This is a genomic window from Petrimonas mucosa (genome assembly GCF_900095795.1).
GTDB lineage: Bacteria > Bacteroidota > Bacteroidia > Bacteroidales > Dysgonomonadaceae > Petrimonas > Petrimonas mucosa.
In genome coordinates this window covers 2,954,923-2,981,271 of sequence record NZ_LT608328.1, presented here as the reverse complement: position 1 = coordinate 2,981,271, position 26,349 = coordinate 2,954,923, and the positions used below count along the sequence as shown (strand labels likewise).

16 protein-coding genes are annotated in these 26,349 nt (G+C 44.4%); 2 read left to right on the top strand and 14 right to left on the bottom strand.

What is annotated here, in order from left to right:
* The first annotated feature begins 41 nt into the window (after window positions 1-41).
* Window positions 42-2,609 carry an alpha-glucan family phosphorylase gene (gene glgP, locus ING2E5A_RS11865; RefSeq protein WP_071137581.1) on the top strand — a complete coding sequence of 856 codons (2,568 nt, stop codon included), beginning with the start codon at window positions 42-44 and terminating at the stop codon, window positions 2,607-2,609.
* A gap of 151 nt (window positions 2,610-2,760) precedes the next feature.
* Here glgP and ING2E5A_RS11860 read toward each other — a convergent pair whose 3' ends face one another.
* From ING2E5A_RS11860 to ING2E5A_RS11845, 4 genes are all read right to left on the bottom strand, one after another.
* On the bottom strand, window positions 2,761-3,216 hold the full coding sequence (locus tag ING2E5A_RS11860; protein ID WP_071137580.1) for a helix-turn-helix domain-containing protein: 456 nt from the start codon (window positions 3,214-3,216) through the stop codon (window positions 2,761-2,763).
* 20 nt (window positions 3,217-3,236) lie between these two features.
* On the bottom strand, window positions 3,237-3,641 hold the full coding sequence (locus tag ING2E5A_RS11855) for a hypothetical protein (RefSeq protein ID WP_071137579.1): 405 nt from the start codon (window positions 3,639-3,641) through the stop codon (window positions 3,237-3,239).
* Between the two features lie 188 nt (window positions 3,642-3,829).
* On the bottom strand, window positions 3,830-5,413 hold the full coding sequence (locus ING2E5A_RS11850; RefSeq protein ID WP_071137578.1) for a hypothetical protein: 1,584 nt from the start codon (window positions 5,411-5,413) through the stop codon (window positions 3,830-3,832).
* Window positions 5,414-5,729: 316 nt separating this feature from the next.
* A complete protein-coding gene (locus ING2E5A_RS11845) occupies window positions 5,730-6,650 on the bottom strand; it encodes a PorV/PorQ family protein (RefSeq protein WP_154670085.1) in 921 nt (306 codons plus the stop codon).
* A 165-nt stretch (window positions 6,651-6,815) separates the two neighbouring features.
* Between ING2E5A_RS11845 and ING2E5A_RS11840 the strand changes: the two genes are divergently transcribed.
* Window positions 6,816-8,027: a transposase gene (locus ING2E5A_RS11840; RefSeq protein WP_071137576.1), complete on the top strand. Its 1,212-nt coding sequence runs from the start codon at window positions 6,816-6,818 to the stop codon at window positions 8,025-8,027.
* Window positions 8,028-8,067: 40 nt separating this feature from the next.
* On the opposite strand, the gene ING2E5A_RS11835 is transcribed toward ING2E5A_RS11840, so the two are convergent.
* The 10 genes from ING2E5A_RS11835 to ING2E5A_RS11790 form a co-directional block, all read right to left on the bottom strand.
* Window positions 8,068-10,791, bottom strand: coding sequence for a S8 family serine peptidase (locus ING2E5A_RS11835; RefSeq protein ID WP_071137575.1), 2,724 nt, complete (start codon window positions 10,789-10,791; stop codon window positions 8,068-8,070).
* A gap of 8 nt (window positions 10,792-10,799) precedes the next feature.
* Window positions 10,800-11,462, bottom strand: a complete 663-nt coding sequence (locus ING2E5A_RS11830) for a hypothetical protein (RefSeq protein ID WP_071137574.1) — start codon at window positions 11,460-11,462, stop codon at window positions 10,800-10,802.
* A gap of 114 nt (window positions 11,463-11,576) precedes the next feature.
* Window positions 11,577-13,226, bottom strand: coding sequence for a hypothetical protein (locus tag ING2E5A_RS11825; RefSeq protein ID WP_071137573.1), 1,650 nt, complete (start codon window positions 13,224-13,226; stop codon window positions 11,577-11,579).
* 34 nt (window positions 13,227-13,260) lie between these two features.
* A complete protein-coding gene (locus tag ING2E5A_RS11820) occupies window positions 13,261-14,133 on the bottom strand; it encodes a Calx-beta domain-containing protein (RefSeq protein WP_083373327.1) in 873 nt (290 codons plus the stop codon).
* A gap of 67 nt (window positions 14,134-14,200) precedes the next feature.
* On the bottom strand, window positions 14,201-15,634 hold the full coding sequence (locus ING2E5A_RS11815; protein ID WP_071137571.1) for a RagB/SusD family nutrient uptake outer membrane protein: 1,434 nt from the start codon (window positions 15,632-15,634) through the stop codon (window positions 14,201-14,203).
* Between the two features lie 71 nt (window positions 15,635-15,705).
* Window positions 15,706-18,669 carry a SusC/RagA family TonB-linked outer membrane protein gene (locus tag ING2E5A_RS11810; RefSeq protein ID WP_071137570.1) on the bottom strand — a complete coding sequence of 988 codons (2,964 nt, stop codon included), beginning with the start codon at window positions 18,667-18,669 and terminating at the stop codon, window positions 15,706-15,708.
* Window positions 18,670-19,352: 683 nt separating this feature from the next.
* Window positions 19,353-20,933, bottom strand: a complete 1,581-nt coding sequence (locus ING2E5A_RS11805) for a SusD/RagB family nutrient-binding outer membrane lipoprotein (protein WP_071137569.1) — start codon at window positions 20,931-20,933, stop codon at window positions 19,353-19,355.
* 18 nt (window positions 20,934-20,951) lie between these two features.
* Complete coding sequence (locus ING2E5A_RS11800; protein WP_071137568.1) at window positions 20,952-24,140, bottom strand: SusC/RagA family TonB-linked outer membrane protein; 3,189 nt, start codon at window positions 24,138-24,140, stop codon at window positions 20,952-20,954.
* Between the two features lie 476 nt (window positions 24,141-24,616).
* Window positions 24,617-25,639: an FKBP-type peptidyl-prolyl cis-trans isomerase gene (locus ING2E5A_RS11795; protein WP_071137567.1), complete on the bottom strand. Its 1,023-nt coding sequence runs from the start codon at window positions 25,637-25,639 to the stop codon at window positions 24,617-24,619.
* A gap of 30 nt (window positions 25,640-25,669) precedes the next feature.
* Entirely contained in the window at window positions 25,670-26,254 is a 585-nt protein-coding gene (locus tag ING2E5A_RS11790; RefSeq protein WP_071137566.1) for an FKBP-type peptidyl-prolyl cis-trans isomerase, read from the bottom strand.
* Window positions 26,255-26,349: the final 95 nt, after the last annotated feature.

Here is a 26,349-nt window from a genome sequence, read left to right as displayed (position 1 = left end):
TTTGTCGGTTAATAGTGATTCAAAATATAAAACAATAAAAAATGATCATCAAAGCGAGTTATTCAAACAGTCCGGTATGGCGGGATGTACATGTACATTCAATTTTGCCGGAAGAACTAAGACCGTTGGAAGAGATCGCCCATAACCTCTGGTGGGTATGGAACGAGGAGGCCAAGGATATTTTCGAGCTTCTGGATTATGAAGAGTATGAAAAGTGTGGAAAGAATCCGGTGGCACTGCTTCAGAACTTACGGACTGAAAAGACGGAAGAGATCATGAATAATCCCGATCTGATGGCAAGAATCGGTAGGGTATATCAAACATACAAGGAGTATATCTCCGTGCCTTTTGACACTGAACGTCCCAGTATCGCCTATTTCAGCATGGAGTACGGATTGGCGCATGCATTGAAGATCTATTCTGGTGGGCTCGGCATCCTGGCTGGTGATTACCTGAAGGAGGCAAGCGACAGCCGGGTAGATATGACGGCCGTAGGGTTACTGTACCGCCACGGATATTTCACCCAGACCCTCTCGGTTGACGGTCAGCAGATCGCCAACTACGAACCGCAAAACTTCGGCTCGTTACCGATATCCCAGGTATTGGATGAAAACCAGAAACCGATTATTCTGGAAGTGCCATTTCATGACCGGATAATCTATTCATATGTCTGGAAGGTATCGGTTGGACGTATTGCGTTGTATCTGATGGATACAGATCTGGAGCATAACAGTGAGTTTGACCGTTCCATCACCTTCCAGCTTTATGGAGGCGATTGGGAAAATCGGATGAAACAGGAATATCTGCTTGGAATAGGTGGCGTTTTGCTCCTGAAGAGGTTGGGTATCAAGAAAGATGTCTACCATCTGAATGAGGGTCACGCTGCCCTTATCAGTGCTCAACGCCTACACGACTACGTGCAGGAGGAGAGTTTGCCGTTTAACGTGGCCCTGGAGATTGTTCGCGCATCCACCCTCTATACGGTACACACCCCAGTGCCTGCCGGACACGACTATTTTGAAGAGTCGCTTATCCGGAAATATATGGAGCCCCTGGTAGGCAGAATAGGTATTCCATGGTATCAGTTTATGGATATGGGTAGAGACAATCCCGGCAGCAACGAGAAGTTCTCGATGAGTGTTTTTGCATTGAATACGGCACAGGAGTCCAACGGGGTAAGCAAGCTCCACGGTAAAGTATCTCAGGAGATGTTCCAGCCGGTGTGGAAAGGTTATTTCCCGCAGGAACTTCATGTTGGATATGTTACCAACGGAGTTCACCTGCCAACCTGGACAACTTCGTCGGTTAAGCGGATTTATGAGAAACATCTGGGAGAGGAGTTCTACCGGAATCAATCAGATCCCAAGATATGGAAACGGATTTATGATATCAGCGATGAGGAGATATGGGGATTGCGGATGCACCTGAAAGAGAAGCTTATCGACTATATCAAGAGCGAATTTGTGGATGGATGGCTGAAGAATCAGGCCGCACCTTCCCGGATCATTACGATGCTCGACGAGATCAGGCCAGGGTCCCTGATTATCGGGTTCTCGCGCCGTTTCGCCACCTATAAACGTGCCCATCTGCTCTTTTCCGATCTGGACCGCTTGTCGAGGATTCTCAACAATCCCGAACGTCCGGTAACAATAATTTTTGCAGGAAAGGCACATCCTGCAGATGGGGGAGGACAGGCGCTCATCAAGCATATCGTTGAGATATCTCGTCGCCCCGAATTTCTGGGAAAGATTATCTTTCTTGAGAATTACGACATGCGTCTGGCCAAGCGATTGGTGTCGGGAGTGGATATCTGGCTGAACACGCCAACCCGCCTGCAGGAGGCATCGGGTACTTCGGGCGAGAAAGCCATTATGAACGGTGTGTTGAACCTTTCGGTATTGGATGGCTGGTGGTATGAAGGATATGTAGAAGGAGCCGGCTGGGCGCTTACCGAGAAACAGACCTACGAAAATCAGGCGTTCCAGGACGAGTTGGATGCCTCTACCCTTTATGCCATGCTGGAGTCGGAAATCATCCCGCTTTACTATGCGCATAACAGCAACGGCTACTCACCGCAGTGGGTGAAGTATGTGAAAAAATCGATTGCCGAGATAGCTCCACATTACACTACAAAACGGATGATGGACGACTATTTCGACAGGTTCTACCTCAAACTGGCTGAACGTTCCAGGAGGCTAGCAGAGAACAACTACGCCAAGGCGAAAGAGATTGTCGCCTGGAAAGAGGATACCGCAGCCAAGTGGGACAGGATAGAGGTCCTGAAACTTGAGTTTCAGCCTGTGCAGGAGCTTGACATCAACAACGGGAATAAGCGGGTCTATGGAGAGGTGATTATCGACAAGAAGGATATTGTTGCCGACCTGGGTCTAGAGTGTGTGGTGGTCGATTATGATTCCAATGCCAACAAGGTCACCTTTATTGAAAAATATGAGTTCGACCTGGTCAAGACGGAGGGTTCACGGCTTTTCTTCCAGACACGGGAGGCACTGAATTACCCCGGAACCCATCAATATGCGTTGAGGGTCTATCCGAAAAACAGAGATTTGCCTCATCGTATGGATTTCGCCTATGTCAAGTGGATCAGTTAAAAAAAAACGCCCCGATAAGGGGCGTTTCGCATTGATTACATTCACAATGAAGTTTCAGTTAAAGGGTTTATGAGAAGAAGTCGGGTTTTAATGCCCGTTTTTTGAATCATGAAAATTGTGTAACAGTATAACAACTCCTTTTGTAAAATAATCAAATTGCACTTTTATTCTCTTGCATTCTGTTTCTGAATGGCGGAATCCCAAATTTGCTGGAATAGGCATTCACCAGGTGAGTGAGATTGTTGAACCCGCAGATCTTGGCAATGTCGGAGATTGAGAGGTCAGACTCCAGTACCAGGTGTTGTACCTCTTCCATCTTCCTATCTAGCATCCATTGATAAGGTGTTTGGTTGAAATGTTTCTTAAAGTGACGTGTAAACGTCTTAAGGCAATCGTAGTTGCATTTTTTTGCCAATTCACTGACATTCTTCGCATCGGGGTAATTTGCAATCACGGCCTCCTGAAAAGAGTCCTTTTTCGATGTGTGAGGAATGAATTTTACCAGTACAATCTCTTTCCTTGGTTCAGACTTTACAACAGCCCTTTTCCCGTCAGAGAATTTGAAAGTGCAGGTGCTTACATCTGAAAATACATATTTATCTGTCATCACTTGTCTGTTGTTAAATATTATCGGATGATTGGTACCTTTACAAAAGTGCCTTCAAACACCTCGTTGTCCAGAATAATCCGGATGGTGTACGTAGCCTCCCTCAAAGTGCCGATGTTGATCACCTCATAACCCATTTCATTTACATAGAAAGAGTATTGGGCCGATGTCCTTCCTCCGATGATCTGTACTACAGCAGTGCCTGTAAAGTCGGTCACCGATATAGCAACAGCCGTTTTGCCGTCTGTAGTTGCAGTAACTTCCACTCCGGTTACTCCGCGGGTCGTTCCCCCTGTTCTACTTAACAATATTTTATCCTGTTGATCTTTAATCTCTGTTATCTCATCAACAGAAGAAACAGTAAAAGAGGAGAAAAAAAGCGTGCTGCAAACTAACGCCATCATGTAAAAGAATCTTGTTTTCATAAGGGTAAATTTTGTTATGGATTACGGACACAAAATAATAAACAACAGACAAGAAAAACAATGCCCTGTGCGAATTTTAACGGGTAAATGTAGATTAATATACTTATAATAAAGATGTTATAGACTGTGATTTTAACGCCCTTAACGGGGGTTCAACATACTTTTCATTCAATTATTGCTTCGAAAATTCAAAAAAAACGGGTGGCATCGATACCGTGATCGATCATTTTTTTCTTTAACTGCGATTTTCTTGCACGGATACTCTCTATCGAGGTGTTCATAAAAGTGGAGATTTGCCGGTTGTCTGCCTTACATACCAGCAGCATCAAAAGGATCTTTTCGTTGGTATTGAAAAGTGCGGCAGTCTCCTTGGTGAGATTAGTATATAATGTAAACGTATTCTCGTCGGGTATCAGGTTCTTGGGCATCTCCCTGAGGTCCGATTCTGCCGTATGGAGGATATTGTACATGCTCTCATATACTTTCGGGTGCGATGAGACGTATCGTTGCGACAGGGTATTGAAATTTTCCTGCAGCGAGGTAAGCCTGTTCGATATATGCCCGTAAAGCTGGATCAGCCAGTCGCGTTTGTTCGCCTCCTCCTCCAGCAACTTGGTCTCGATGGCCCGTGTCTCCGCCTCGTGCTCCAGCTGCATCAGTTTTATCCTTGCCTCCCGGCGGTTTTTGATATTTAACATGATCAGGATGGAGGCTAACATGGCCAGCATAAGGGCAATCAGGGCAATGATCAGCGTATTCTGCTGCGATTTCAGTGCAATGTTCTCGGCTTCGGAGAGGTCATACTTTTTCTCCAGCTCCATGATTTGGGTGTTGAGTCGGTTCTTTACAGATTTTTCGTAAAGTTCAAAAGCCTGTTTCCGGTATTTGTTAGCCATGGAGAAGTTTTGCTGCTTTTCGGCAATATTGGCGACATTTTCGTAAAAGAGATAATTCTCATTTTTACTTTCATCGGCAATGCTCTCAATGGCCATCTGTCCGTAGAGCATTGCACTGTCCAATTGATTTAAGTTTTTATACCTGTCTGATACAATGTAGTAAAGGCTTGCGATATCAATATTCTCCTTAAGTTGCTTGGATACTTTAAGTTGTTTTTTTACATATTCTAGCGAATATGAATAATTTCCAATTGACTCATAGTAAACCGAGCTTGCATTCAGTATAAAATAATTTGCTTCTTGAGACAAATTGATGAATCTGTTCAATGTATCTAGATATTGTTTTCCTGCAACAAAATTCGATTGGGCCATTTCATTCCAAAAAATGGCCAGATAGGCATCGAAGATATGGGATGAATCGTTCTTGAGTTTTGCATTGTCCAGCGTTTCCTGGAAATATTTGTCTGCCAGTTCAAAATTCCTGTTGTAATAGTGGGTGTTCCCTAAGAAATAGTGGAGGATATATCCGATTGACAGGTCGGGATTATTGTTGGCATGGTAGATGTTCTCCGCTTTCTTTAAGGGTTCATAGACGGTACTGTCTGTTATTCCCATGCGGGTGCGGACAATTCCCTGGTAGGTGAGGGCTCGGATATAGTTGTTACCGTACGGTTCATGGAGATGGTAGAAGTCTACCGCCTTGCTGATGAGGGAGTCGCTTTTGAATTCATAGTAAGTCTTATCGTCGGCGATGGTTTTGAGCAGGCTATAATATGCGCGGTTCTCACGAGAAAGTGTGCCTGGGTCAATCCTGTTCAGACTGTCGGAAATGGCGGAGGGTTCTTTCTCCAGCAGGGTATCCCATCTCGCAAGCATTTTACGAATTTCATTATTCTCCCTACCATTACAGGCAATGAAAAGGACTATTGCTATAAAAGCAACGGAGATATAATAGAAAAGGCGCATTTTTTCTCTGATTTATTAGTGGCAAAGTTAATTTTTTTTGCTGAATAAGGATAATTTATGCGCTTGATGTCTCGTTTTGAGTTAAAATTTAACGTTTGTATAATTAATCGCACAGGTAATCAGATTAATTCATACTGTGAAAAGTGAGGAGGGGTGGTTTGTATTACAAAAAAAGCTGCACGAAGTGCTTCAGCACCTTGTGCAGCTTTTTATATCCACCGGTCAATTACTTAACCCACTTAAGCGAGAAAAGAAAAGTTTGCCTTATTGGATTGTCCTCCGCTGCGGTCATGTAAGCCAGGTCTAATGAAAATCCAGAGAATTTTGCCCCCATGCCTACAGTTATATACGAGCTTCCAACAGTTTTGCTTTCAAAATGATAGCCTGATCTAAGCGCAATAATTTCCCTGTAGTTGTATTCAAGTCCCAGACCACTCGCCAGACCGCTATAATCGGGAGTTATCTGGTAAAATAGATCTGCAACGGTAAGTAGATTGTGGTTGTCATTGAATGTGGAATTATAGGCAATACCCGATTTAATGCGTGCAGGCAACGAGTATTTCTTATTACCGTAATCAATTTTTGAACCCAGATTGGATGCTCCCAATCCCAATAAAAATTTATCATGATGATAAACCAAAGAGAAATCTGAAGCCACTGCTGAAGATTTTATACTCTCATCCATCCGGGAAGAAAGATGACGAAGGGAGATGCCAAGGGAAAGCGTCTGGGTGATGCCATAACCTAGCCCTAACTCCAGAGCTAATTCAGACGGGGCAAAAGAACCGATAATATTCCCATTTTCGTCTGATTTTGCAATATTCCCCATCTTATTTGAGCGAATCCCGGCCAATAGTCCGATCTTGTTGATTTTATGATAGCCTGCCACATTAAAGAGTGTAGCATCTATTTCCTGGGGCTGCCATGATAATATGGAGACACCAATCCCGCTCTGGAGAATGCTTTCGGTCATAATCGAAGCACTGTTGTATTGTACGGAGAACGGAGAGGATACAAGATAACCTGCATTACCCATTGCTGCAGTGCGGGCATCAGATGGCGTATTTATAAATGAAACACTTTGACTGAAGGAGAGAGTTGCAACTGCTATCAGCAAAGTGAGACAGGAAATTAATCTTTTTTTCATATGATAGAAACTATTATTTTCAAAAGGTTTTTATAAATCAATACTTCGGTAAATATTCAATTAACCAATTAAAATTCAATGATTTACATAACATAGTTTAACATAAAAAAGATGGTTAAGTAGCTGATTATCAGTATCTTTATAGCTGATTAAAACCTAATAAAGATGGATAGAACCAGCATACTTAACCAATATAGAGGTATCTGTAGTGATGTTCTTGGTGAACTAACTACGAAGTTAAACAAAAGTTTCAAATCATTCTTTATGGAGACGCTTATTTTGTATCTGGTCATTCCCGGCAGGATTAATTTCCTACAATTGGGGAGATATGGCAAGTCGTGTGAACAGCGATTTCGCCAGAACTTCTCGAAGGATTTTGATTGGCTGGAGTTTAACTTGTCTTTGTCTGATAGGGTATTAACCGGAGATCGCAAGGCAATTGCCATTGATCCCAGTTATATATCCAAATCAGGAAAGAATACCCCTTGGATTGGTTACTTCTGGTCGGGTGCAGCCGGTCAGGCGAAAAGAGGATTGGAAATCCTGGGAGTGGGCCTTATAGACGTCGACAACAAGGATTGCATCAGTCTACAGGCCGTTCAGGCTCCGGACCGTCAAACCCTGGAGAGTCGTGATGCCAACCTGATTGACTGGTACCTGCTGGTCATTAAATCGATGCGGGAGAAACTCCATCGGGCAAGCCGTCACGTGGTTGCCGATGCCTACTTCGCAAAGAACAACTTCGTTACGGGTCTGCAAGAGATGAAGTTTGATCTGGTCAGCCGCTTCAGGGATGACGCCGCACTTTATTATCCAACACTGCAGAAACCGACAGGCAAGAAAGGCAGGCCTAAACTCTACGACGGAAAGATTGACATGGCCAACCTGGATACAACCAGAGTGCAAAAGATCAATATTGATAACGGTGATCTCTACACCTTGATAGCCTATTCCAAATCACTTAAACGGATGGTCAGGCTTGTCATCTGGTATTCCAAGGATGGGAAAAAACCAAAACTGTTCTTCTCTACCAATCCTGAGATGAGTGGAAAAGATGTTATAGAATTTTACCGCACCCGTTTTCAGATCGAGTTTTGCTTCAGGGATGCCAAAGGCTTCACAGGACTGATGCAATCGCAGGCAAGGGACGTAGCAAAGCTATCGTTCAACTTTAATGCATCTCTTACCTCGGTCAACCTGGCAAAGGTGCTGGCAAGGGAAAGAGGTATTCCTTTTTCGATGGCATCATGTAAAACGATGATACACAATGCCTACTTGCTTGAACGATTTATTTGCGTGTCCGGCATTAAACCGAACAGAAGATTAAATGATAAACTTGTCAAGGAACTCATTGAGTTTGCAGCAAGTGCTGCTTGACTCCAAACTATATTTTTAACGAACTATTGATAAATAAACATTATAGTTTGATAATCTGCCTCTGAATCTCTTTATTTTCATATTTAATTTTCACACTATAAACGCCACCGCTGAAAGTGGACATATCAATCCGTGCAGGTGCAAAAGGTGAAATATTCAATTCATTTTCATAGATTTTAACGCCCGAATTATTGAAGATTGTCACCACTGAACGGTGTTCTTCTCCCATTCTTAACCAGAGAAAATCTTTTACCGGATTAGGATAGAGATCAATTTCCTGTTGTTCGTCTCTTATCAGGATGTTGAATTGTTGCGACACGGACAATCCCAACACATCAGTTGCTGTTACAGTTACATTTGCTATCCCATATGCAAGAGAGACGATATAGAGTTGCCCCCTGTTCTCGTTTACATTTGCTGTTGAAGGAGTGGAGTTGTTGAAAGTATACTTGAGCGGTTCATTATCCTGATCAGTGAAATAGTTCGAGAGGGGAAGCGAAATCTCTTTGTTTAAAGCTCCAATGATTATACTCTCGAGCGGTGCCACTATTTGAGGAGCATGGTTTTCCAGCACCTCATAGTTGATCCTCTCAGTTGTAACAGCGCCATATTCATCTTCCAGAATAAGATCCAGACTGTAATTCCCCGGTTTCACCATGGATCCGGTAATTGTAATCTGAACCTGACCTTTGCCAAGATCCGCAAGCGACACACCCTCCAACGACGAAGGTTCGGTTTTCCACCAGATGTCGTGACTGTCTGGATCAGCTCCCGAGAAACGAAGGTTAGCCGATTGATAAGCCTTAAGCGTTACATTTGTACTGTCAAGGACAGTGATAATGGGAGCCTTGTTCGATAATGTTGTTCGAGTTATCTGTGAAGAGAGTGCTGAAACATTACCGGAAAAGTCGTATGCATTCACTGCAAAGTAGTATTGTGTATTAAAATCGAGTCCGTCAACCTGAGCTTCGAACTGATCTCCTGCGTTCTTCAGACCAATGGGAAAACTTCTAACATCCACATCTGAGGGAGGATTTTTCACGTTGATTCCTGTAAGTGGTGTTTTGCGAACAAATACGTTAAATCCGGCAGGTTTTCCATCATCGGGATCTACAGGAACGGTCCAGTTAAGCGTCACCACGTTGGATTGAACGGTTCCGTTTATTGTGCCGATATTTTGAGGAGGGGTTGTACTTCCGCTGGCAAGGGCTGCATGTGCATTCAGAAGTTTCCCAAGTTTTCCCCTATAGTTTGTGTTATATCCATCTATATTTGTAGCTCCATTTTCAAGGCGTGCACGCAGCATATCAGGATTGAAGCCGGTTCCCTTGTAATAAGAGAGTACCAAAGCAGCCACGCCTGAAACGTGCGGGCATGCCATGGATGTCCCCTGCATGTAGCCATAACCTCCAACAATGGTGCTTAAGACAGTTCCCCTATTGCCAAAACTTTGTGCATCACCACCAGGTGCTGCCAGATCCACCCAGCTGCCGTAGTTTGAGTAATAGGCTTTTTTGTAATCAGGTGCGATTGATGAAACAGCCACAACCTTTTCGTAATTTGCCGGGGCTGCAGCCTCCCTGTTCTCATTTCCGGCAGCAAAGATTACAATTCCCCCTCTCATGGGCCCTGTCTGTCTGCCATTCTCATCAACACCTGCGTATTGGATAAAATAGTCTATGGCTGCCTTATCCGATGCTGGTGTTTCTGTAAGTGTAGGATATCCCCAGCTATTCTGGCAGATTACTGCCCCGTTGTCGGCAGCATACTTGATTGCGGCAGCCGCATTTCGTCCTGCATTATCAGAATAGGGATCATTGTCGTCGACGAAAATCTGACACGACATCAACCGTACTCCTGTGTCGGTCCTTCCGTTGCCACCAGCAATGCCGGAGATACCTTTTCCATTGTTGCTGACAGCCGCGATAACACCTGCCACGTGTGTACCATGATCATTGGGAACCAATTTCCCGATGTTAGCTACAAAATTGTAACCGTGGATGTCATCTTTATAGCCATTTTTATCGTCATCAACCGAAGAGGTGCCATTTTTCTCGGCATTGTTAATCCACATATTGGCTGCAAGATCTTCATGGGTGAAATCGATCCCTCCATCAATTACGGCAACAATCACTTCTGGCGTACCGGTGGTATAACTCCAGGCGTTAAACAGGTTGATGTCTGCTCCAGATATATATTTATCACCGAGAGATCCATCATTAAAATAGTGCCACTGGTCAGAGAGTCGCGGATCATTAAATGGCATGGCGGCAAAAGGCTTGGCTACGTTTTCGACCGCACTCTTGACTACTTCCAGAACATTTCCGGTTTCATATCTGGTTGCGACGGGACGATATTCCACTTTCCGTACGCCCTTGACCCCGGAGAGGTTGGCATGGGCTTCATTCAATGGCACAGAAGTATCAAACTCCACATCGTACCATAAGTGCAGACCAGCCTTGCGGGTTCGTTCCTCGAAACGTCCGGCGTGGGGAAATGTGCGTTGAATTGAACGAATTTTGACTTCTGAAATTTCGTCATTTACGGCTAGTGCTTTTGTGCGGCGCTCACCTGCACGTGCCAATGCTTCCATCTGATCGGAGAGGTTTTCTGTAACCAGAATCCGCACCAAGCCATTCTCATATAATTGTGTTGCTACTTGCTCTGTCTCCTGTTGTTGTGTGGTTTCTTCAGTTTGTGGAAAATCTTCATTAGTACAAGCTATCAATGCAACTAATGCGAGCAATTGATATATTCTCCTCATGTGTGAAATTATTCATTAAAAAATTGTAACAGAACGGATAAAGATTCTGGATTTCTCCAGGATACTTTGTTTTGCTTAAGGAATTGCCTGAAATCGGCTAACCTGTTTGCAGGTAACTGAGATTCAATTCCCTTTTTTGTGGCAGGATATAGTGCATCAGGGGTTACGATAAAATATTTTTTCTTTACAGGCAACAGGGAGCCACCATCTTTATTGCTTTTCAGTTCCATGTGATTTGTTATGTTTATTCCGCCAACTTCCAAAGAAGAGAGTTTACGGGTAGCCTGTACATTGGATGATGAACCATATGCACCGCCACTTTCGGTCAACGCGTCAAAATCGGCTAACAGCAATTCCGCAACGAAGCCTGTACTGTCGCCACTTACAACACGCATCAGTTGATTATCTCGCATATAGTAGCTATCCTCTTCAATCTTAACCAAAACAATTTCGGAAGTGGTTACCTCTTTTATCTGTTCCTTATCCAGATAATGCAGGGAACTTTTCAGCAGGTGAATGTTAACTGGAGCCGACAAGGTTCTTTTATTCAGGAAGTAGACCGTACCGTCTCGGAAATCGGAATATTTATACGGCCACATGGTAGTAATATTCTGAGCTTGTAACGCAAAAGTTAAACATATTGCTGTTAAAATGAGTGCCGATTTTTTCATATGTTGAAAAGTTTATTGCACGCAAATGTAGCATAAATTATTCATACATGCAAGCATAGCAAAAAAAGGGTGCCCCAAATAGACACCCTTTTCATCCGCTATATTCACTTGAATTTATTTGTTCAACTTACGTACTTCCTTAATTACTGTATTTAAACGGTTCCCGTTCACAGAATTTAATGAAGCTGGAGCAGAGGTGCTGGTAGATGTACGCGTCCATGTTGAGGCAGTGAATGCATCATACCAACCATCGATTTGCTCGAGATAGTATCCCCACATTTGACTTGAAGTAATCAACCCAGGTGCTGGAACTTTAAAAATAACTGGTCCGAAACCTTCTGCGTCTACAAAGAGAATATTTGAAATACCTGAACTGAATTCTACATTTTCCATCAATAATTGTGAATCCTCTAATGAAATGGTTCCACGTACCGGATCAAATGTGCCTTTTATCACGGTACCTAATGACAAAAGATTTTTGATCAGCAGGTCGTCCGAGTCAGGATCTTTTTCAATGATTATCCCAGATTCTGTCGGAAGAGCTCCATCAAAGTAGCTAGTCAAATCTACATCGTATGTCCCAGTCACATCATCATAATCATATCCATAGCTGTAGAGATAATTGCCTTCAACAGCCAATGATTCGTTGGTGTTGCCATAAATATCTTCGAATGCACCTGCCGGCACGTTCAAATCAATAGTAGCACCAAATGGTGGCTCCTCGGGGAGGTAGAAGGCTGCAGCGTTACTTAGTATACCCCAATCTTTTACATCCAAGGTAGATTTTCTGCCAGGTTGGTTGTAGACAACGGTCGGAGTCTTGGTGGCAACAGCTTTCCTGATTATCGTGCCTTCATCTGCGAATGCAAACAATAACTTTTCTTTCCAATCGGAGAAAGCCTCGACTGTGTCTGGGTTAATCTCTTCGAATTCACTATGGAGTTTCCATGTCTTATTGGCCAAATGAACAGTCAGCCCGCGACTAGGTACACCGTTGATGAGTGTATCTGCTTTCTGGGTATATGCACTTGAACCATTTCCTTCTAAATCAAGCACGGCGCCTGCATCGTATGTAACACTTGCATACGCTCCTGCCGGGGCATTCGGCAATTTTACGATAAGCTTTGTACCGTCGACAGAGATAGAGTTGGCGTTTACCAATATATCCTGAGGATTATAGCTTTCATACCCGGGGGCAACTTTCAACGGTTTGTGTCCCGATACAGTATTTTTAGCGAAATAGGAGACATATACGTTTCCGTTACCCTTCTGTAGTGGCTCGTGGAACGTAATGGTTACTATGGTATCTGTCACACTTACAGCCGTGGGTGTCGGTTTTCCTCCGTCATCGAGTGTGCGGAAGCTGACGTTCTTTATTGCACTGACAACGCCATCGCTGCTTGAGGCTACTGCATAGATCTGATAGACTGTATAGGGAGTCAGATCTTTAACTACTACGGTAGTGTCAGACTTCTTAGAGTACTCTACAATTCCTTTGGCTAGGCCATTGGCAGTCTGTTTAAGTATATTGGTTGCCTGTAGTGTGGAATCCACTGTTGCCGATTCTACAATCAGCCATGCATAGTATCCTGCTGGCCCGGAGGGTGCCACTTTAAAGGTGACTGTTTCACTTGCTGGTGTCACACCCGAAATTTCTGCTGTTGGAGCAGGGGGCAACGTCAATTGGTTTTCATCCCCGAAATCTGTACAGCTAGTGAATGCAATGGCCACACAAACTGCTAGATATGCAATGAATTTTTTCATATTGTTATATTGTAATTATTGAAATTCGTACTGATTATTTTTTGGTGAAAGTAGCACCCGCCAAAACAATGCTATACCAGCTATCAACATCGATAATATGCGATCCAAAAGGAAGATCCATTGTAAATACAATTGGAGAATCCTGAGTGAGTGTCATAGTCAGTTTAGATCCATCAGGAAGAAGGTCTGCACTGTTTATGTCTGCATTATCAAATCCTTCAAGTACAATGGAGTTGTAAGAAGATGATGTGGCGATAGTCTGTTTAACCGGAATTTCAATCTTCGTCATATCTTCATTTACAATACCGTATACTTTCTGATTTGTTCCGGCAACAACCAGATTGGAAATCCATACCTTGGAAACATCTCCTTCGTCGTCTTTTTCTAACTTAACCGTCCAATTATCATCTCTATTGCTAAAATAGTTCGGACCATAAACTGCATAATCGCCCAAGATAGCAGACAACGGATGGTCAAGGTCAAGAATTTTCACATATACAGTGTCGTTGCTTCCCAGACTCACATTGCTGGCACTCTTTAAAGCTATGCCGAAAATACGGTCGCCGGTAAATACGCCTTCGTGCGGCAGGATGTTAAATTCGATATACTGAACAGGCTCTTTGCCATCGAAGTTCAATACAGTGGCTCCACCGCTCAGTTCATAGTCTCTGCCGGCAATGGCAGTGCTGTCGATCAATTCATAGGTTACAGTCGAAGTAAGATTCTTCAATGAGGTGAGTCTCACCGGTACTTTCAAGACTTCTGCAGTCTCTTCTACCGAAAAACTGTTTCCTCCAAAAGCGACAAATGCATCGGCATCGTTGAATTCCGGCGATTCGTTCAAATTACAAGCTCCGAAGAGAGTAACGCTCGCCAGAAGTGTTAGATATAATAAAATTTTATTCATATTTTCCTTTGTTAGATATGTTGAAAAAATGCTGTGTTAAACAGGATTCAAACAGAATATTATTTAATTAACTGTCGTATCCGGGATTCTGTACCAGGTTTTCATTGACATCCAATTCTCTTTTGTTGAGGGGAAGGGCCCAGAACTTGCTGTCTGCCGGAATGTTTCTGTTAACTTCTGAACCGCTGTAATGTGTGCGTGTAACACTGCCTTTTGTACGTGCGAGGTCGTACCAGAAATGTCCTTCCCAGGCAAGTTCAAGCCTGCGTTCTTTGAGTACGTCACTTATACCTGCACTTGTAAGATCACTAGCACCACGATTAGCGCGGATAGCATTTATATCGGCTAAAGCGCTCACTCCTGCGACTGTTGCTCCGCGAATGATTGCCTCTGCCCGGTTGAGATACATCTCGCTCAGACGCAATACAATGGTATTGCTGACGTCTGGAGTTCCTTTCTCTTTTCCAGCATATTTTGTTGTCCATAGGGTGCCGGGAGCCTTTTCAGGATTGCCGATAAACATCTCGCCTCTGACATCACCTTCTTCATAAAGAGAGATGAGGTCGTTGCTGGAAGCACAGTCTGAATATCCATCGGGATTGGTAAGCCAGGTTATTGCATCCCAAAAACCATCGTATGTGTTTGCCTTTATGCCATATACGTCGAAAATAACTTCTCCTCCATCTTGTGCATCAGCTTTGAATGCATCTGCATATTCATCTGCTTCCCACAAAGTGAACTTGCCACTATTTATTACCTTGGTTGCATAATCAGCAGATTTCTGCCATTCGCCCATGAAAAGATAAACCCTCGACAACAATGCCTGGATAGCCAGCTTGCTTGCCACTGATGTTTTGCTGGCTACACCATCGCGGGTGTAGTCGTCGGCAATCAGTTGTTCGGCTGTGGTAAGATCGGTGAGAATATTGGCATATACTGTTTCTACAGCATCTCTTGCGGGTTTTCCGGCAGGATCAGTTACTGTCACGTAGGGAACGCCGGGGGCATCCTTGTCAACAGTATACTGTTTAGCATAGGTGCGAACCAGGTCAAAATGTGCCAGACCTCTCAGGAAAAGGCATTCAGCCTGAAGGTTGTCAACATCCTGTTGGGTGACGCCACCAACTCCAGCCTTACCATCCAAATTGACGAGAACATTGTTCACTTGTGAAATAACGAAATAGGCGGTTCCCCACAATGCGGGAGTTGAAGTTGAGGTGTAGCTGAAGTCATAAGGAACAGTATAACGACCGGAATTTTTGTTCACGTCGCGATAACCGTTACCACTGCGCATTTCAGCATCAAGCACAAAGGAGGCTCCATACCAGTTCGCGGAAACCAGTGGTGCATAAGCGCCAAACACGGCATTGTTCAATCCGCTGTATGTAGCGAGAGTGAGTTCCGTACTCTGCTGCATTTTAGGTTCTTCGGTGAGGAAGCTTTCGCAGGAGACGAACAGAAGCGCTGCTACAAATAATATTAATGGATATATTTTTTTCATCTTTTTGTTTTTAATTGATTGATCAAATACTGAAAATTTAGATGCAATTGTTCTAATACCTCTGCAGATGATTAGAATGAAAGCTCTATACCACCTATCAGTGCTTTTGTCATCGGATAAATTCCGTATCCAATTCCGTCAACGCCACGTTCGGGATCCCACCAGTCAACATCGTGGAAGGTGTAGATGTTTTGTGCGCTGAGGTACAGCTTCAGTCCACTGACGTTTGCTTTGCTTAAGAGTTCGGTCGGAAGATTGTAAGAGAGTGTGATATCTTTCACGCGAAGATAATCGCCACGTTGCAAGAAACGTGTTGTGCTGAAATTGTAGCTGTTGGTGGAGTTTCCTGCCAGCGGCTTGGGATTCACGCCTGTATCACCCGGTTTCTTCCAGTAGTTCAAGGCCGTAAGGATTTGATTATTACTCATTTGATTGCCGTCTGATTCCAAGTAACGGCGTTCAATCAACATCACGTAATTACCTCCCTTGAATTCAAAGAATGCTCCCAGCTGGAAGTTATTCCATGAAAGGCTTGTGTTGAAACCTCCAATAAACTTCGGTTCGGGAGAACCCGGATAAATATAACGTGCCTTATTGTAGTCGTTTGTCAGATTGCCTGATGCGTCACGATACAAGGCATCTCCGTTGGTAGGATCGACCCCGTAGTAGTCGAGCAGCCTGAATGAATACATCGATTTCCCAACTTTATGTCTTAACCTGCTATCTTCAGAGTAGGCAATCTCTTCGTTATCTCCCAGTTCAAGAATCTTGGTCCGGTTGAAAGCAATATTGGCACCAACATCCCACTTCATATTGTTGTTGTTGATGATGTCGTAGTTCAACTGGAACTCAACACCCCTGTTCCGAAGTGAACCGATATTCAGGAAGTTCGTTGAAAAACCTGTAGTTTGGGGAACATTCTTGTCCAGAAGCATGTCGGTGGTTTTACGGTCGTATACGTCGATATTACCATCCAGTTTATCAAATAGCGTGAAATCAAGCCCGATGTTCCATGTTCCATTCTTCTCCCAGGAGAGGTAGGGATTGGCAGGACGAGAAGGTCTCATACCGGTTGCTCCGTTGTACTGGGCAGATGAGTAGACTCCATAAGAGCGATAAGCAGCAATATTGTTGTTACCGTTGAGTCCGTAGCTTGCGCGAAGTTTCAGAAGATTCAGGAATGAAATATCTTGTATGAAATCTTCCTTGTGAATATTCCAGGACGCACCCACTGAATAGAATGTACCCCATCTGTTCTCACTTCCAAATAATGAGCTTCCGTCAAAACGCAGAGAGGCTTGCAGATAGTACTTTTCCGCAAAATTATAGTCGAGCATCCCGAAGAATGACAAGAGTGTTTCAGCAGTATAGCCCTGTTCACCTTCAACTCCCGATTGTGGTGCAGTCTGAGCGTATGGAATATCCGGATTCACATCAGGAGCATAGATGAATTGAAAGGAATCGGTATATTTCATTGCCTCCTGTCCCAACAGAACACGTACACTGTGATCATCATTGATCAGGTCGTTATAGGTTGCAGTATTTGAAGTGGTGAGCTGGACATATTTGTTCATTGTTGCCTGCAAAGTAGCTGAACCCTCGTGTGTTTCGGGGGACCAGTATCTACGGCCGTCACCATGGACTGTCTCTATGGCATTTGTCGTTTTCAGTGTGATTTGCTGTATGGGTTTGTATTGCAAATATATGTTTCCGAGTAACTGGTATGATTTACCATATTGGTCGTCATATTCAGCAGTTGCACGCGGATTGGTATTGCTGTTTTCGATGATTCCTACATTGTGTTTGCCCTCTTCGTCGTATGCCGGTGTCCAGGGTAAAATCATCATTCCTGCAAACACCGGGTTTGAATAGTAGAGAGACTGCATGGGAACGTCGTTGCCATCAGAGTAGGCAAGGTTTACCCTCGCACCTGTTTCCAGTTTGTTGGTCAGTTTGTAGTCGGCATTGATTCTTCCGGTGATCTTGTTGAGATCAACACCATAGAAAACACCTTCTGTTTTGTTGTAAGCCAATGAGCTGTAGTATTTTGCCTTGGCGTTGCTGCCAGTTGCATTGATTTCATATTCCTGGATATTTCCCATACGAGTAAGATGGTCCATCCAGTTGGTGAGCGGACGGCTCAACAGCTCTTTCGGACGATAGTAGGGATCCGTTGGATTATCAGGGTTATATCCAGCATTAATAGCAGCATCACGTTGATAGGTCAACAGCTGTTCTGCATTCATGATGCCGAAACCATTGTCGTTAGCCAGCCACGAAGCTCCATATTTTGCACGGGCGGAAAAGCTGGTTCTGCCATCCTTACCACTCTTGGTGGTTACAAGAATTACGCCGTTTGCTGCTCTACTACCGTAGATGGAGGCAGCTGCAGCATCCTTCAATACTGTGATACTCTCGATATCGTTGGGACTGATGGAGGCGAGCGCGTTACCTGTATTCAGGAAGTCGTTGGTGTTACCTGTCAATACTGGGATTCCATCCACTACCCATAACGGGTTGTTGCCTGCGTTAATCGAGGAAGTACCGCGAATACGGATAGATGAAGAGGCTCCAGGTTGACCGGATGAAGAGGTGATAGAGACACCAGCTATCTTTCCTCCAAGAGCCTTATCCATGGAAACTACTGGAGCATCGGAGATGTTTGCTCCGCTTACAGTACTCACTGCACCGGTTTTGGCTTCCCGGGTAACGGTACCGTATGCTACAACAACAACCTCTTCCAGCATTTTTGAATCCGATTTTAGTACTACTCTTACATTCGGACTTACGGGAACCTCTTGAGTTTCATAACCGACGTATGAAACAATGAGTCTCCCGCCTGCAGGAGCTGACAGAGTAAAGTTACCGTCAATATCCGTAACTGTTCCCGTCGTTGTTCCTTTCACCTGAACTGTGGCGCCAATAGCAGGTTCTCCTGCTTCGTCCACAACGGTACCCCGTACCTGTGTCTGAGCAGTAATAACCCCTAATCCTACAAAGAATAGGGTTAAAAACATTGTTAGTTTTCTTTTCATAAACTCTACTTTTAATTAAACAATTTTTGTTATTTGTTGAACTATATTTATTCAGATCATATCATCTCAATTATTATGAAAAAAGACACGAAGCTACATATTGGGGACCATTGCTTTGTTCATAATTCTTAATCCAAATAATTATCACAGCCGCCAGGCTTTTGAAAATAGAAGAAGATCTGATTTTGTGGAGAGAGTTGAGTGTTGTACACGTGGTTTCCTTTGTTGAGGATCAACGTCTGTTCTCTTCCCTTTTATCCAGTTTTTACCTGTACACTGTGAAATCTTGGCAAGAACTGCCTCTCAACATTTTCTCACCCCGTGTAACGAAAAGTTGCAGATTACATTAAAGCATAATGTGGTGCAAAATACCCTCAGTAAAGGATATGGCTTACTATTCATAATTGATTAAATACAATTTTACACTCTAAACAAATGCAAATATAAAGCAAAAATTTTATTACAAAACAATTTTTTATCGGTTATTGCCTTTTTTTTTATCAAAAAAAGATATTATTTCAATTGAATAGTTACATTTTATTACTTTGCACTATCACAAAGTTTACCTTTTTGCGTGAAGATGTCAGCACTCCCCTTCTATTGTTAACAAAAACAAAGGCTATCTCGTTTTGAGACAGCCTTTATCTTAATAAAGATGAAAAATACTAAAATAGTATTATTTCTTATTTATTTTCGGGATGAGGATTCTGCGCAGTGCGAACATCCCAATACATTTTAGAGTAATAATTGTTGGTTCCATCTTGCAGTTTGGCAACTGCTGCACTGAAACCTGTCGGGTTCAATGTACTTTCGTTGGTGGGATATTTTACACGGGCAGGCAGATCTCCCTTTGTTTCTGAAAGCGGCGTAAAGGGTACTTTTTCGCCGCTCACCACGTAGGTGAATTCTCCCGGCTTGAGCATCGTCAGCGGATAGCCGGTCCTGCGATATTCACTCCATGCCTCGGTACCATGCATATAGAGATGGATGTACTTCTGCGTAGCTACCGTTTCTGCATTTACCACCTCGCTGACCGACTCTACATACTCGTCCAGTTCGTCCTGGTCGGCCGACTCGCCGGCCAATGCATACCAATGCTCGATTGAGGATCTTACACCTTCTTCGTACCACCCTCTATCCCAATTGTAACGTTCACTGAGAATAAAACACAATTCGGCATATGTCATCAACGGAACCGAAAAATCCTTGTTCAAAATGGTAGGAGGAGATGAGGTGTACCATGTGGGGGCTGCGTTACGTATGGCCGTGGTCATGTTGTTGCTCGGCAAGCCGTATGGTAGTCCGACATAATTTCCACTTCTCGATGTGGTGTAGATAGGTAACCGCGGGTCAACCACGCCCTCCCAGGGGTGTTGCTTGTTGTTCAGCGTGTCGCGCTGCCCTTTCAGCAGATCGGTGAAGGGCTTGGTTATGGAGAAGTCGTTGCGGCCATCCACAAAGAAGCCACGGTAGAAATAGCATTCGTTGGGCGCTTCGTTGGAGTATTTAAACATCGCTTCATCGTCGTTAGAGGTAAATACGCCCGAAGCGACCGCTTCATCGATGTAGCTTCTCCAGTTGGGGTCTACCTTCGACAAACGAATGGCTATACGGCATTTTAAACTGTTTGCAAACTGTTTCCACTTCGTGGCATCGCCGTCATATATCCTGTCTCCGGAGGTAAAAGCCACCTCGTCTTCGTCGATAAGGGCAATGGCCTCGTCCAGCTCATCGATAAAGCCGGGATAGAGAACCTCCAGGTCATCATATTTGGGATAGGTTACGCCGTCATTCAGTTTGAACGCTTCTGAATAGGGAACGCTTCCCCATGTATCGGCAATTACCTGCATCAACCATACTTTCAGGATTTTGGCTACTGCAATCTGGTTGTTGTTGCTGCCATAAGTGGCGGATTCAGCCTTTGTTGCCTCATCGCTGTTCATTTTTTCGATAAGGACATAATTGCCTGCGGTAACATAGAGGTGATTGAAATAGCTGTTGTTTACCGATTCGCGGATCTGATAACGGTCTTCTTCCGTATAATTCCGCTGGCTCCAATATTGTGCATAGGGTAGTGCCTGGCGACCGCTGAACCAGGTGTCGTAGATATAGTCCATCATCTTCTTTTGAGCACCTGTCAACAGGGTGGCCGTAGAAACCTTATCCGGCTGGTTGGGGTTTTTGTTCAAATCCTCCAGGTCCTGACACGATACAATCAAGAAGATAGTCAGGAATGCGAGTAGTATTTTGTTGAATGTTTTCATTGTCATCTTTTTAATTAATTAAAATTGAAATCCAACGTTGAGACCGAAAGTGGCGAGTGAAGGCAATGCACCTCCTTCAATACCCTGGATGTTGCCGGAGCTTGTAGTGGCCGATTCCGGATCGAAATGCTTGGTGGCAGGTCCCCAGAGAGCCAGGTTGCGACCATATGCGGAGATGTTCAGGTTACTGATGTGCTTGGATTTCAGTGGAACAGTATAACCGATTGTGATCTCTCTCAACTTGATAAAATCGCTCTTGAATACATTTTGAGCGGCGGGGCCGGAATACATACCACTTGCCCAAGTCTCCGCATCAAGCCGGATATTGTTGGGCGTGCCGTCTGCAAATACACCGGGAAGCAATACACCTCCGTTTTCTTCCGGATCGTTCCGCTTCGGAACTCCCAGCTCGTTGTTGTCGGCAGTCTCTTCAAGCATACCTGAGTAGATACCCCACATGTAGGAGGTGGAGAAAAATTTGCCGCCTTGTTGACCATCGAACAGAATGCTGAAATTTACATTCTTGTAGCGGAAGGAGTTGAGAATACCGCCTGTAAAATCGGGATAGGCACTACCAAGGGGGACATTACCGCTTGTGGAGGCGTAGAGTCCGTCGTCCTGAACCACCTTGTTTCCTTTGTCGTCATATACATAGTCGGTACCCATGATTACACCGTACTCCTGACCCTTGTATGCGCCGATTTCCACTTTGAACGGAGCGTTTACGATACGGTAGTAATCGACACCTTCAATCAGGTCTACCACCTTGTTGCTGTTGCTGGCCATCGTGATGGTTGCATCCCATTCAAAGTCGTGCGTTCTGACCGGGGTGAAGTCGAGCTTCAGCTCTACTCCTTGGTTGTCCATTCTACCGGCATTGATAATCATTGAAGTATAACCGCTGGCACCTGTCAGCGACAGAGGCATGATCTGATCGCGCGTGATGCTCTTGTATAAGGTAAGATCAAATCCGAGCCTGTTGTCGAGGAAGCTAGCCTCAACTCCTGCCTCATATGAGTGGGTCTGCTCGGGTTTCAAATCGATATTGTTTTTGGTCGTAGGCAGCAGATAAGCATGGTTCTGATCGAGACTGGTGTAGAAAGAGTAAGTATCGAAGATGCGATAGGGATCGGTGTCGCCACCTACTTTTGCATAACCCAACCTGATCTTGGAGAATGTGAGCCAGTCTTGCTTGATCACTTCCGACAGGATAAAGCTTCCCGTTAATGAGTAGTAGAGATATCCCTTGCCGTTCAGGCTTGATGACCAGTCGTTGCGGATGGTTCCGTCGAGATATGCCAGCGACTGATAACCGAGTGTGGTGCTTGCAAACAAGCTATTAACCGATTTCTTGCTCGTATAGTTTTCAGATTTTGCCGGGCTCCTCGAGTTGGAGAGGTTGTAGAATTCCGGAAGGACCAGTCCCGATACGGAATAACCTTCCAGCCGCTGATAGTTCCGGTGCATGGTATTGGCTCCCGCATTCAGGTTCCATGTGAGGTCCTCGTTCAGACTGGTGGAGTATTGTAACAGCAATTCGTTGTTGAATTCATACTGTTGACGGTGATATTCGGCAAACCTCGATTCTTCCTGCGAATATACGGCGCTACGCTCGAACTGTTTATCGGTGAAGAAATCGAGACTCGATTTAAACTGGGCAGTCAGGTTTTTCAATATATAGGCCTTGATGCCTGCGTTACCGTACAACCTGTTCCTGCTGTCGTTTTGATAGTTCATGTAGCGCGACCAGTAGGGGTTATTTGAATACTCTGGTGTCGGGTCATCCCATCCGGCGCGGTTCCAGGTAGCCTGGGTGCCGTCGTTGAATTTGTAGAGCGATTTCAGCTCTTTCATATCCAACTGACGTTGTCCCCACTGGATAAACTTCTGCATGACGTTGTTGTCGCCATATCCGGTTTCGGGACGGCCGGTTGTTGCCTGGTTCAGGTAGGTGATGTTTGAGAAGAGTTCATACTTGTCGGTCACCTTGATGGATCCGCTTGCATTGAACGAGTTCTTCATCAGGTTACTGTTGGGCATGTATCCCTTCAGCGACATGTTGGTGTAAGATACCCTGAAGGCTGTATTGTCATTGGCTCTTGAGATGTTGATGTTATTGGTTACGCTAACACCGGTTTCAAAGAATTTATCGATATCATTCTCAGGAGCTTTCCAGATGCTTGTTGTAGGACTGCCGACCCTTCCGGCATTTTCCCACTTGGCCAGGTCGTACCACGAAAGGTATTGGGTGGTTCCGTCGTATGCGGGCCCCCAGCTTTCATCCACTCCATAATCGATGATGTTGTAATCAACACCGTTAATCCTTGCCAAAGGTTCACCATCTTCATCGTATGCGCCCAATGAATAGCCGCCACCATATTTTCTCTGCATTACAGGAAGCTTGTTCACTTTTTCGAATCCGATACCGGTGTTGAATGAGATCCCCAATCCTTTCTGGCTGGCACCTTTCTTTGTGACGATCATGACCACACCGTTGGTTGCGCGTGAACCGTACAGTGCCGAAGCGTTGGGACCCTTCAATACGGAGATAGACTCGATGTCGTCGGGGTTGATATCCTGGATCAGGTTACCGTAGTCATAACCTCCAGCTCCACGTGCGGCATCGGTAGAGTTGTAGTCCGTGCCTTCGATGGGAACCCCGTCAATGACGAAGAGCGGTTGATTGTTCCCGGAGATCGATTTTGCTCCCCTTATCAATATCTTGGATGAACCGCCCATATTTCCGGTAGAGCCCGATATCTGCAATCCGGATACTTTTCCAACCAGTGAGTTGATTGGATTCGTAACACCGCCACGTGACTTGATCAACTCATCGGCACTCACCTCGGCCACAGAATAGCCGAGCGATTTTTTTTCACGACTGATACCAAGGGCGGTCACAACCACTTCTTGGAGCAGTTCGGCATCCTGTAGAAGGGTAACATTTACCGTTGGTCTGACGGGCACTTCCTGCGTGGTAAGCCCTACATAGGAGATGATTAATGTTGCATCCGCCGGGGCAGACAACGTGAAACGACCGTCGAGATCAGTCACTGTTCCTTGTGCAGTGCCTTTAATCTGAACGGTAGCCCCGATAATCGGTTCTCCCGATTCATCCACCACAGTACCGCGTACCTGCGTCTGGGCGACCAAGATCCCTATTCCTGCCAGGAAAAGGGTAAAAAACAAAAATAATTTCCTTTTCATAAAAATTCTACTTTTAAATTATTCTCATTACAGTATCAGAAATTGCAATAATGTGAAAATTAAACAAAATAAATCATAATAATTAAAATTAAACATCTCATCCTCCTCGGATTTCAACTCGTTAGTTTGATTATGTTTGATAATGTTTGCAATTCATTACAAAAAGCAATAATTATGCGCATTCAAGTTGCAAAATAGTTGATAGTGTGTTTGTAGGTTGTAAAAATAACCTAAAACGGTGCAAAAATAATCTTAAATATATTATTATGCAAGTATTGCGTGTTAAAATCGAAAATAAAATAAGTAAAATATTTAATGATGAAGAATTATGACAGTTTTTTATCGTTTTAATGGCTTTTTGATTTGCCGATCAGCTCAAGGGTGTGGCGTTTTTTTGCGGTTATTGACGGTTAAACAAAAAAAAGCGGGGCGACTATTTGTCGTCCCGCAAAATATCGAGTAGTATAATGTAGCTCTTACTTTTCTATTCCCAGCAATTCCACTTCAAAAATCAGCGTGGAGAATGGTTTGATAGTTCCGCGGTCTTGCGCACCGTAAGCCAGGTTGTAGGGAACGTAGAGTTTCCATTTCGAACCAACAGGCATCAGCTTGAGTGCTTCGGTCCATCCGGCGATAACCTGGTTTACGCCAAAAGTTGCAGGCTCTTTTCTCTCAATACTGCTGTCGAAAACAGTTCCGTTGATCAGGGTGCCATGGTAGTGTACCTTCACGGTGTTGCCATCGGATGGTATCGGACCGTTTCCTTTGCGGATTACCTCATACTGCAGTCCGCTGGGGAGAGTTACAACGCTTTCACGTTTAGCGTTTTCAGCCAGGAACTTTTCGCCTGCGGCGATAGAGTCCTTATACTGAACTTTCAACTCCTCTTCCTGTTTTGCCTGCTGTTTTGCCTGTGCATCTTCTACCGAACGCTGAATCAGCAAGCTGGCATCCATTTTTGATATCGCGGTGCTTTGATTTTTCAGCGTGCTGATCAAACCTGCCAACATCTGGTCGTTGTTGATCTCCTTACCTGAATCTTCACCGAACAACATCGATCCGAACTGGGGAACCATCTGCTGGCTGATCTGATGACCGACGCTCAGTCCCTGTATGTAGGCAGATTGTTCTTCTCCTCCCTTCATCGACTCTTTCAAGCCTTTGATGAATTCGTTCAGTTTGGGAGCATTTACCTTATTCAATGAATCGATTTTTGCTTCCAGCTCTTTCTCTAATGCCTCTTTCTGGGTAGAGTCGGCAGAGGAGATGCGCATCTGGTACTCGTGTTGGAGGTTTGTCGTGCTCTGGATAATACCGGACTGCTCCAGGTACTGCATCAATCCGCCCTGGTCTGCCAGGTTAACGCCATAAGCATAAGAAATGCTATCTACATCGCTCTTTAATGATGCCGCGGGTGCGGAACTGTCGCTACCGCATGAAGTCAGCCCAATTGAAAATGCGGCCAGTGCGCCAAGTACAACAAGTTTTTTTTGTTTCATGTTTTTCTTTCTATTTTAAAGGGTTCTCTTTTATTCTATTCCTAATAATTCGACGTCAAAAATCAAGGTGGAGTTGGGCTCGATGGAGCTTCCGGCACCCTGACTCCCGTAGGCTAACTCAGATGGGATGTAGAGTTTCCATTTGGAACCGACGCTCATCAATTGCAGCGCCTCTACCCAGCCCTTGATTACCTGGTTTACACCAAAAACTGCCGGCTGTCCTCTCTCGACTGAACTGTCGAATACTTTTCCGTTGATCAGTGTTCCGTGATAGTGGCACCTCACTTTTTCGTTCGCTTTGGGTTTCGGGCCGTCGCCTTCCTTCAGGACCTCATATTGTAAACCGCTGGGAAGTGTAACCACACCCGGTTTCTTTTTGTTCTCCTCCAGAAATTCGCGTCCAATCCGAAGATTTTCTCCCAGCATCTCCGCCTGCCTCTTGGCCAGAAATTCCTGAATGTACTGGTTGGCCTCCTGTGGGCTCATCTCTGCTGCGCCGTTATTGATGATCGCTACGAATGCTTTCATGAATGAGTCTGTATCAATCTGGTTCAGTCCGGAATTTACAAGACTCGATGCCATGCTCATCCCCAACGCATAACTTAATTTATCCATTAACTTTTTTCTTTTTTTAAGTTTGGCCACAAAAGTACGAATTAAATACGGAATAATTCTTGTTTTGAGGATAAAAAACTATATTTGTGTAGAAG

Coding starts and splice junctions, on each gene's coding strand:
- glgP (WP_071137581.1), top strand. CDS start 42: ATGATCATCAAAGCGAGTTATTCAAACAGTCCGGTATGGCGGGATGTA.
- ING2E5A_RS11860 (WP_071137580.1), bottom strand. CDS start 3,216: ATGACAGATAAATATGTATTTTCAGATGTAAGCACCTGCACTTTCAAA.
- ING2E5A_RS11855 (WP_071137579.1), bottom strand. CDS start 3,641: ATGAAAACAAGATTCTTTTACATGATGGCGTTAGTTTGCAGCACGCTT.
- ING2E5A_RS11850 (WP_071137578.1), bottom strand. CDS start 5,413: ATGCTTGCGAGATGGGATACCCTGCTGGAGAAAGAACCCTCCGCCATT.
- ING2E5A_RS11845 (WP_154670085.1), bottom strand. CDS start 6,650: ATGAAAAAAAGATTAATTTCCTGTCTCACTTTGCTGATAGCAGTTGCA.
- ING2E5A_RS11840 (WP_071137576.1), top strand. CDS start 6,816: ATGGATAGAACCAGCATACTTAACCAATATAGAGGTATCTGTAGTGAT.
- ING2E5A_RS11835 (WP_071137575.1), bottom strand. CDS start 10,791: ATGAGGAGAATATATCAATTGCTCGCATTAGTTGCATTGATAGCTTGT.
- ING2E5A_RS11830 (WP_071137574.1), bottom strand. CDS start 11,462: ATGAAAAAATCGGCACTCATTTTAACAGCAATATGTTTAACTTTTGCG.
- ING2E5A_RS11825 (WP_071137573.1), bottom strand. CDS start 13,226: ATGAAAAAATTCATTGCATATCTAGCAGTTTGTGTGGCCATTGCATTC.
- ING2E5A_RS11820 (WP_083373327.1), bottom strand. CDS start 14,133: ATGAATAAAATTTTATTATATCTAACACTTCTGGCGAGCGTTACTCTC.
- ING2E5A_RS11815 (WP_071137571.1), bottom strand. CDS start 15,634: ATGAAAAAAATATATCCATTAATATTATTTGTAGCAGCGCTTCTGTTC.
- ING2E5A_RS11810 (WP_071137570.1), bottom strand. CDS start 18,669: ATGAAAAGAAAACTAACAATGTTTTTAACCCTATTCTTTGTAGGATTA.
- ING2E5A_RS11805 (WP_071137569.1), bottom strand. CDS start 20,933: ATGAAAACATTCAACAAAATACTACTCGCATTCCTGACTATCTTCTTG.
- ING2E5A_RS11800 (WP_071137568.1), bottom strand. CDS start 24,140: ATGAAAAGGAAATTATTTTTGTTTTTTACCCTTTTCCTGGCAGGAATA.
- ING2E5A_RS11795 (WP_071137567.1), bottom strand. CDS start 25,639: ATGAAACAAAAAAAACTTGTTGTACTTGGCGCACTGGCCGCATTTTCA.
- ING2E5A_RS11790 (WP_071137566.1), bottom strand. CDS start 26,254: ATGGATAAATTAAGTTATGCGTTGGGGATGAGCATGGCATCGAGTCTT.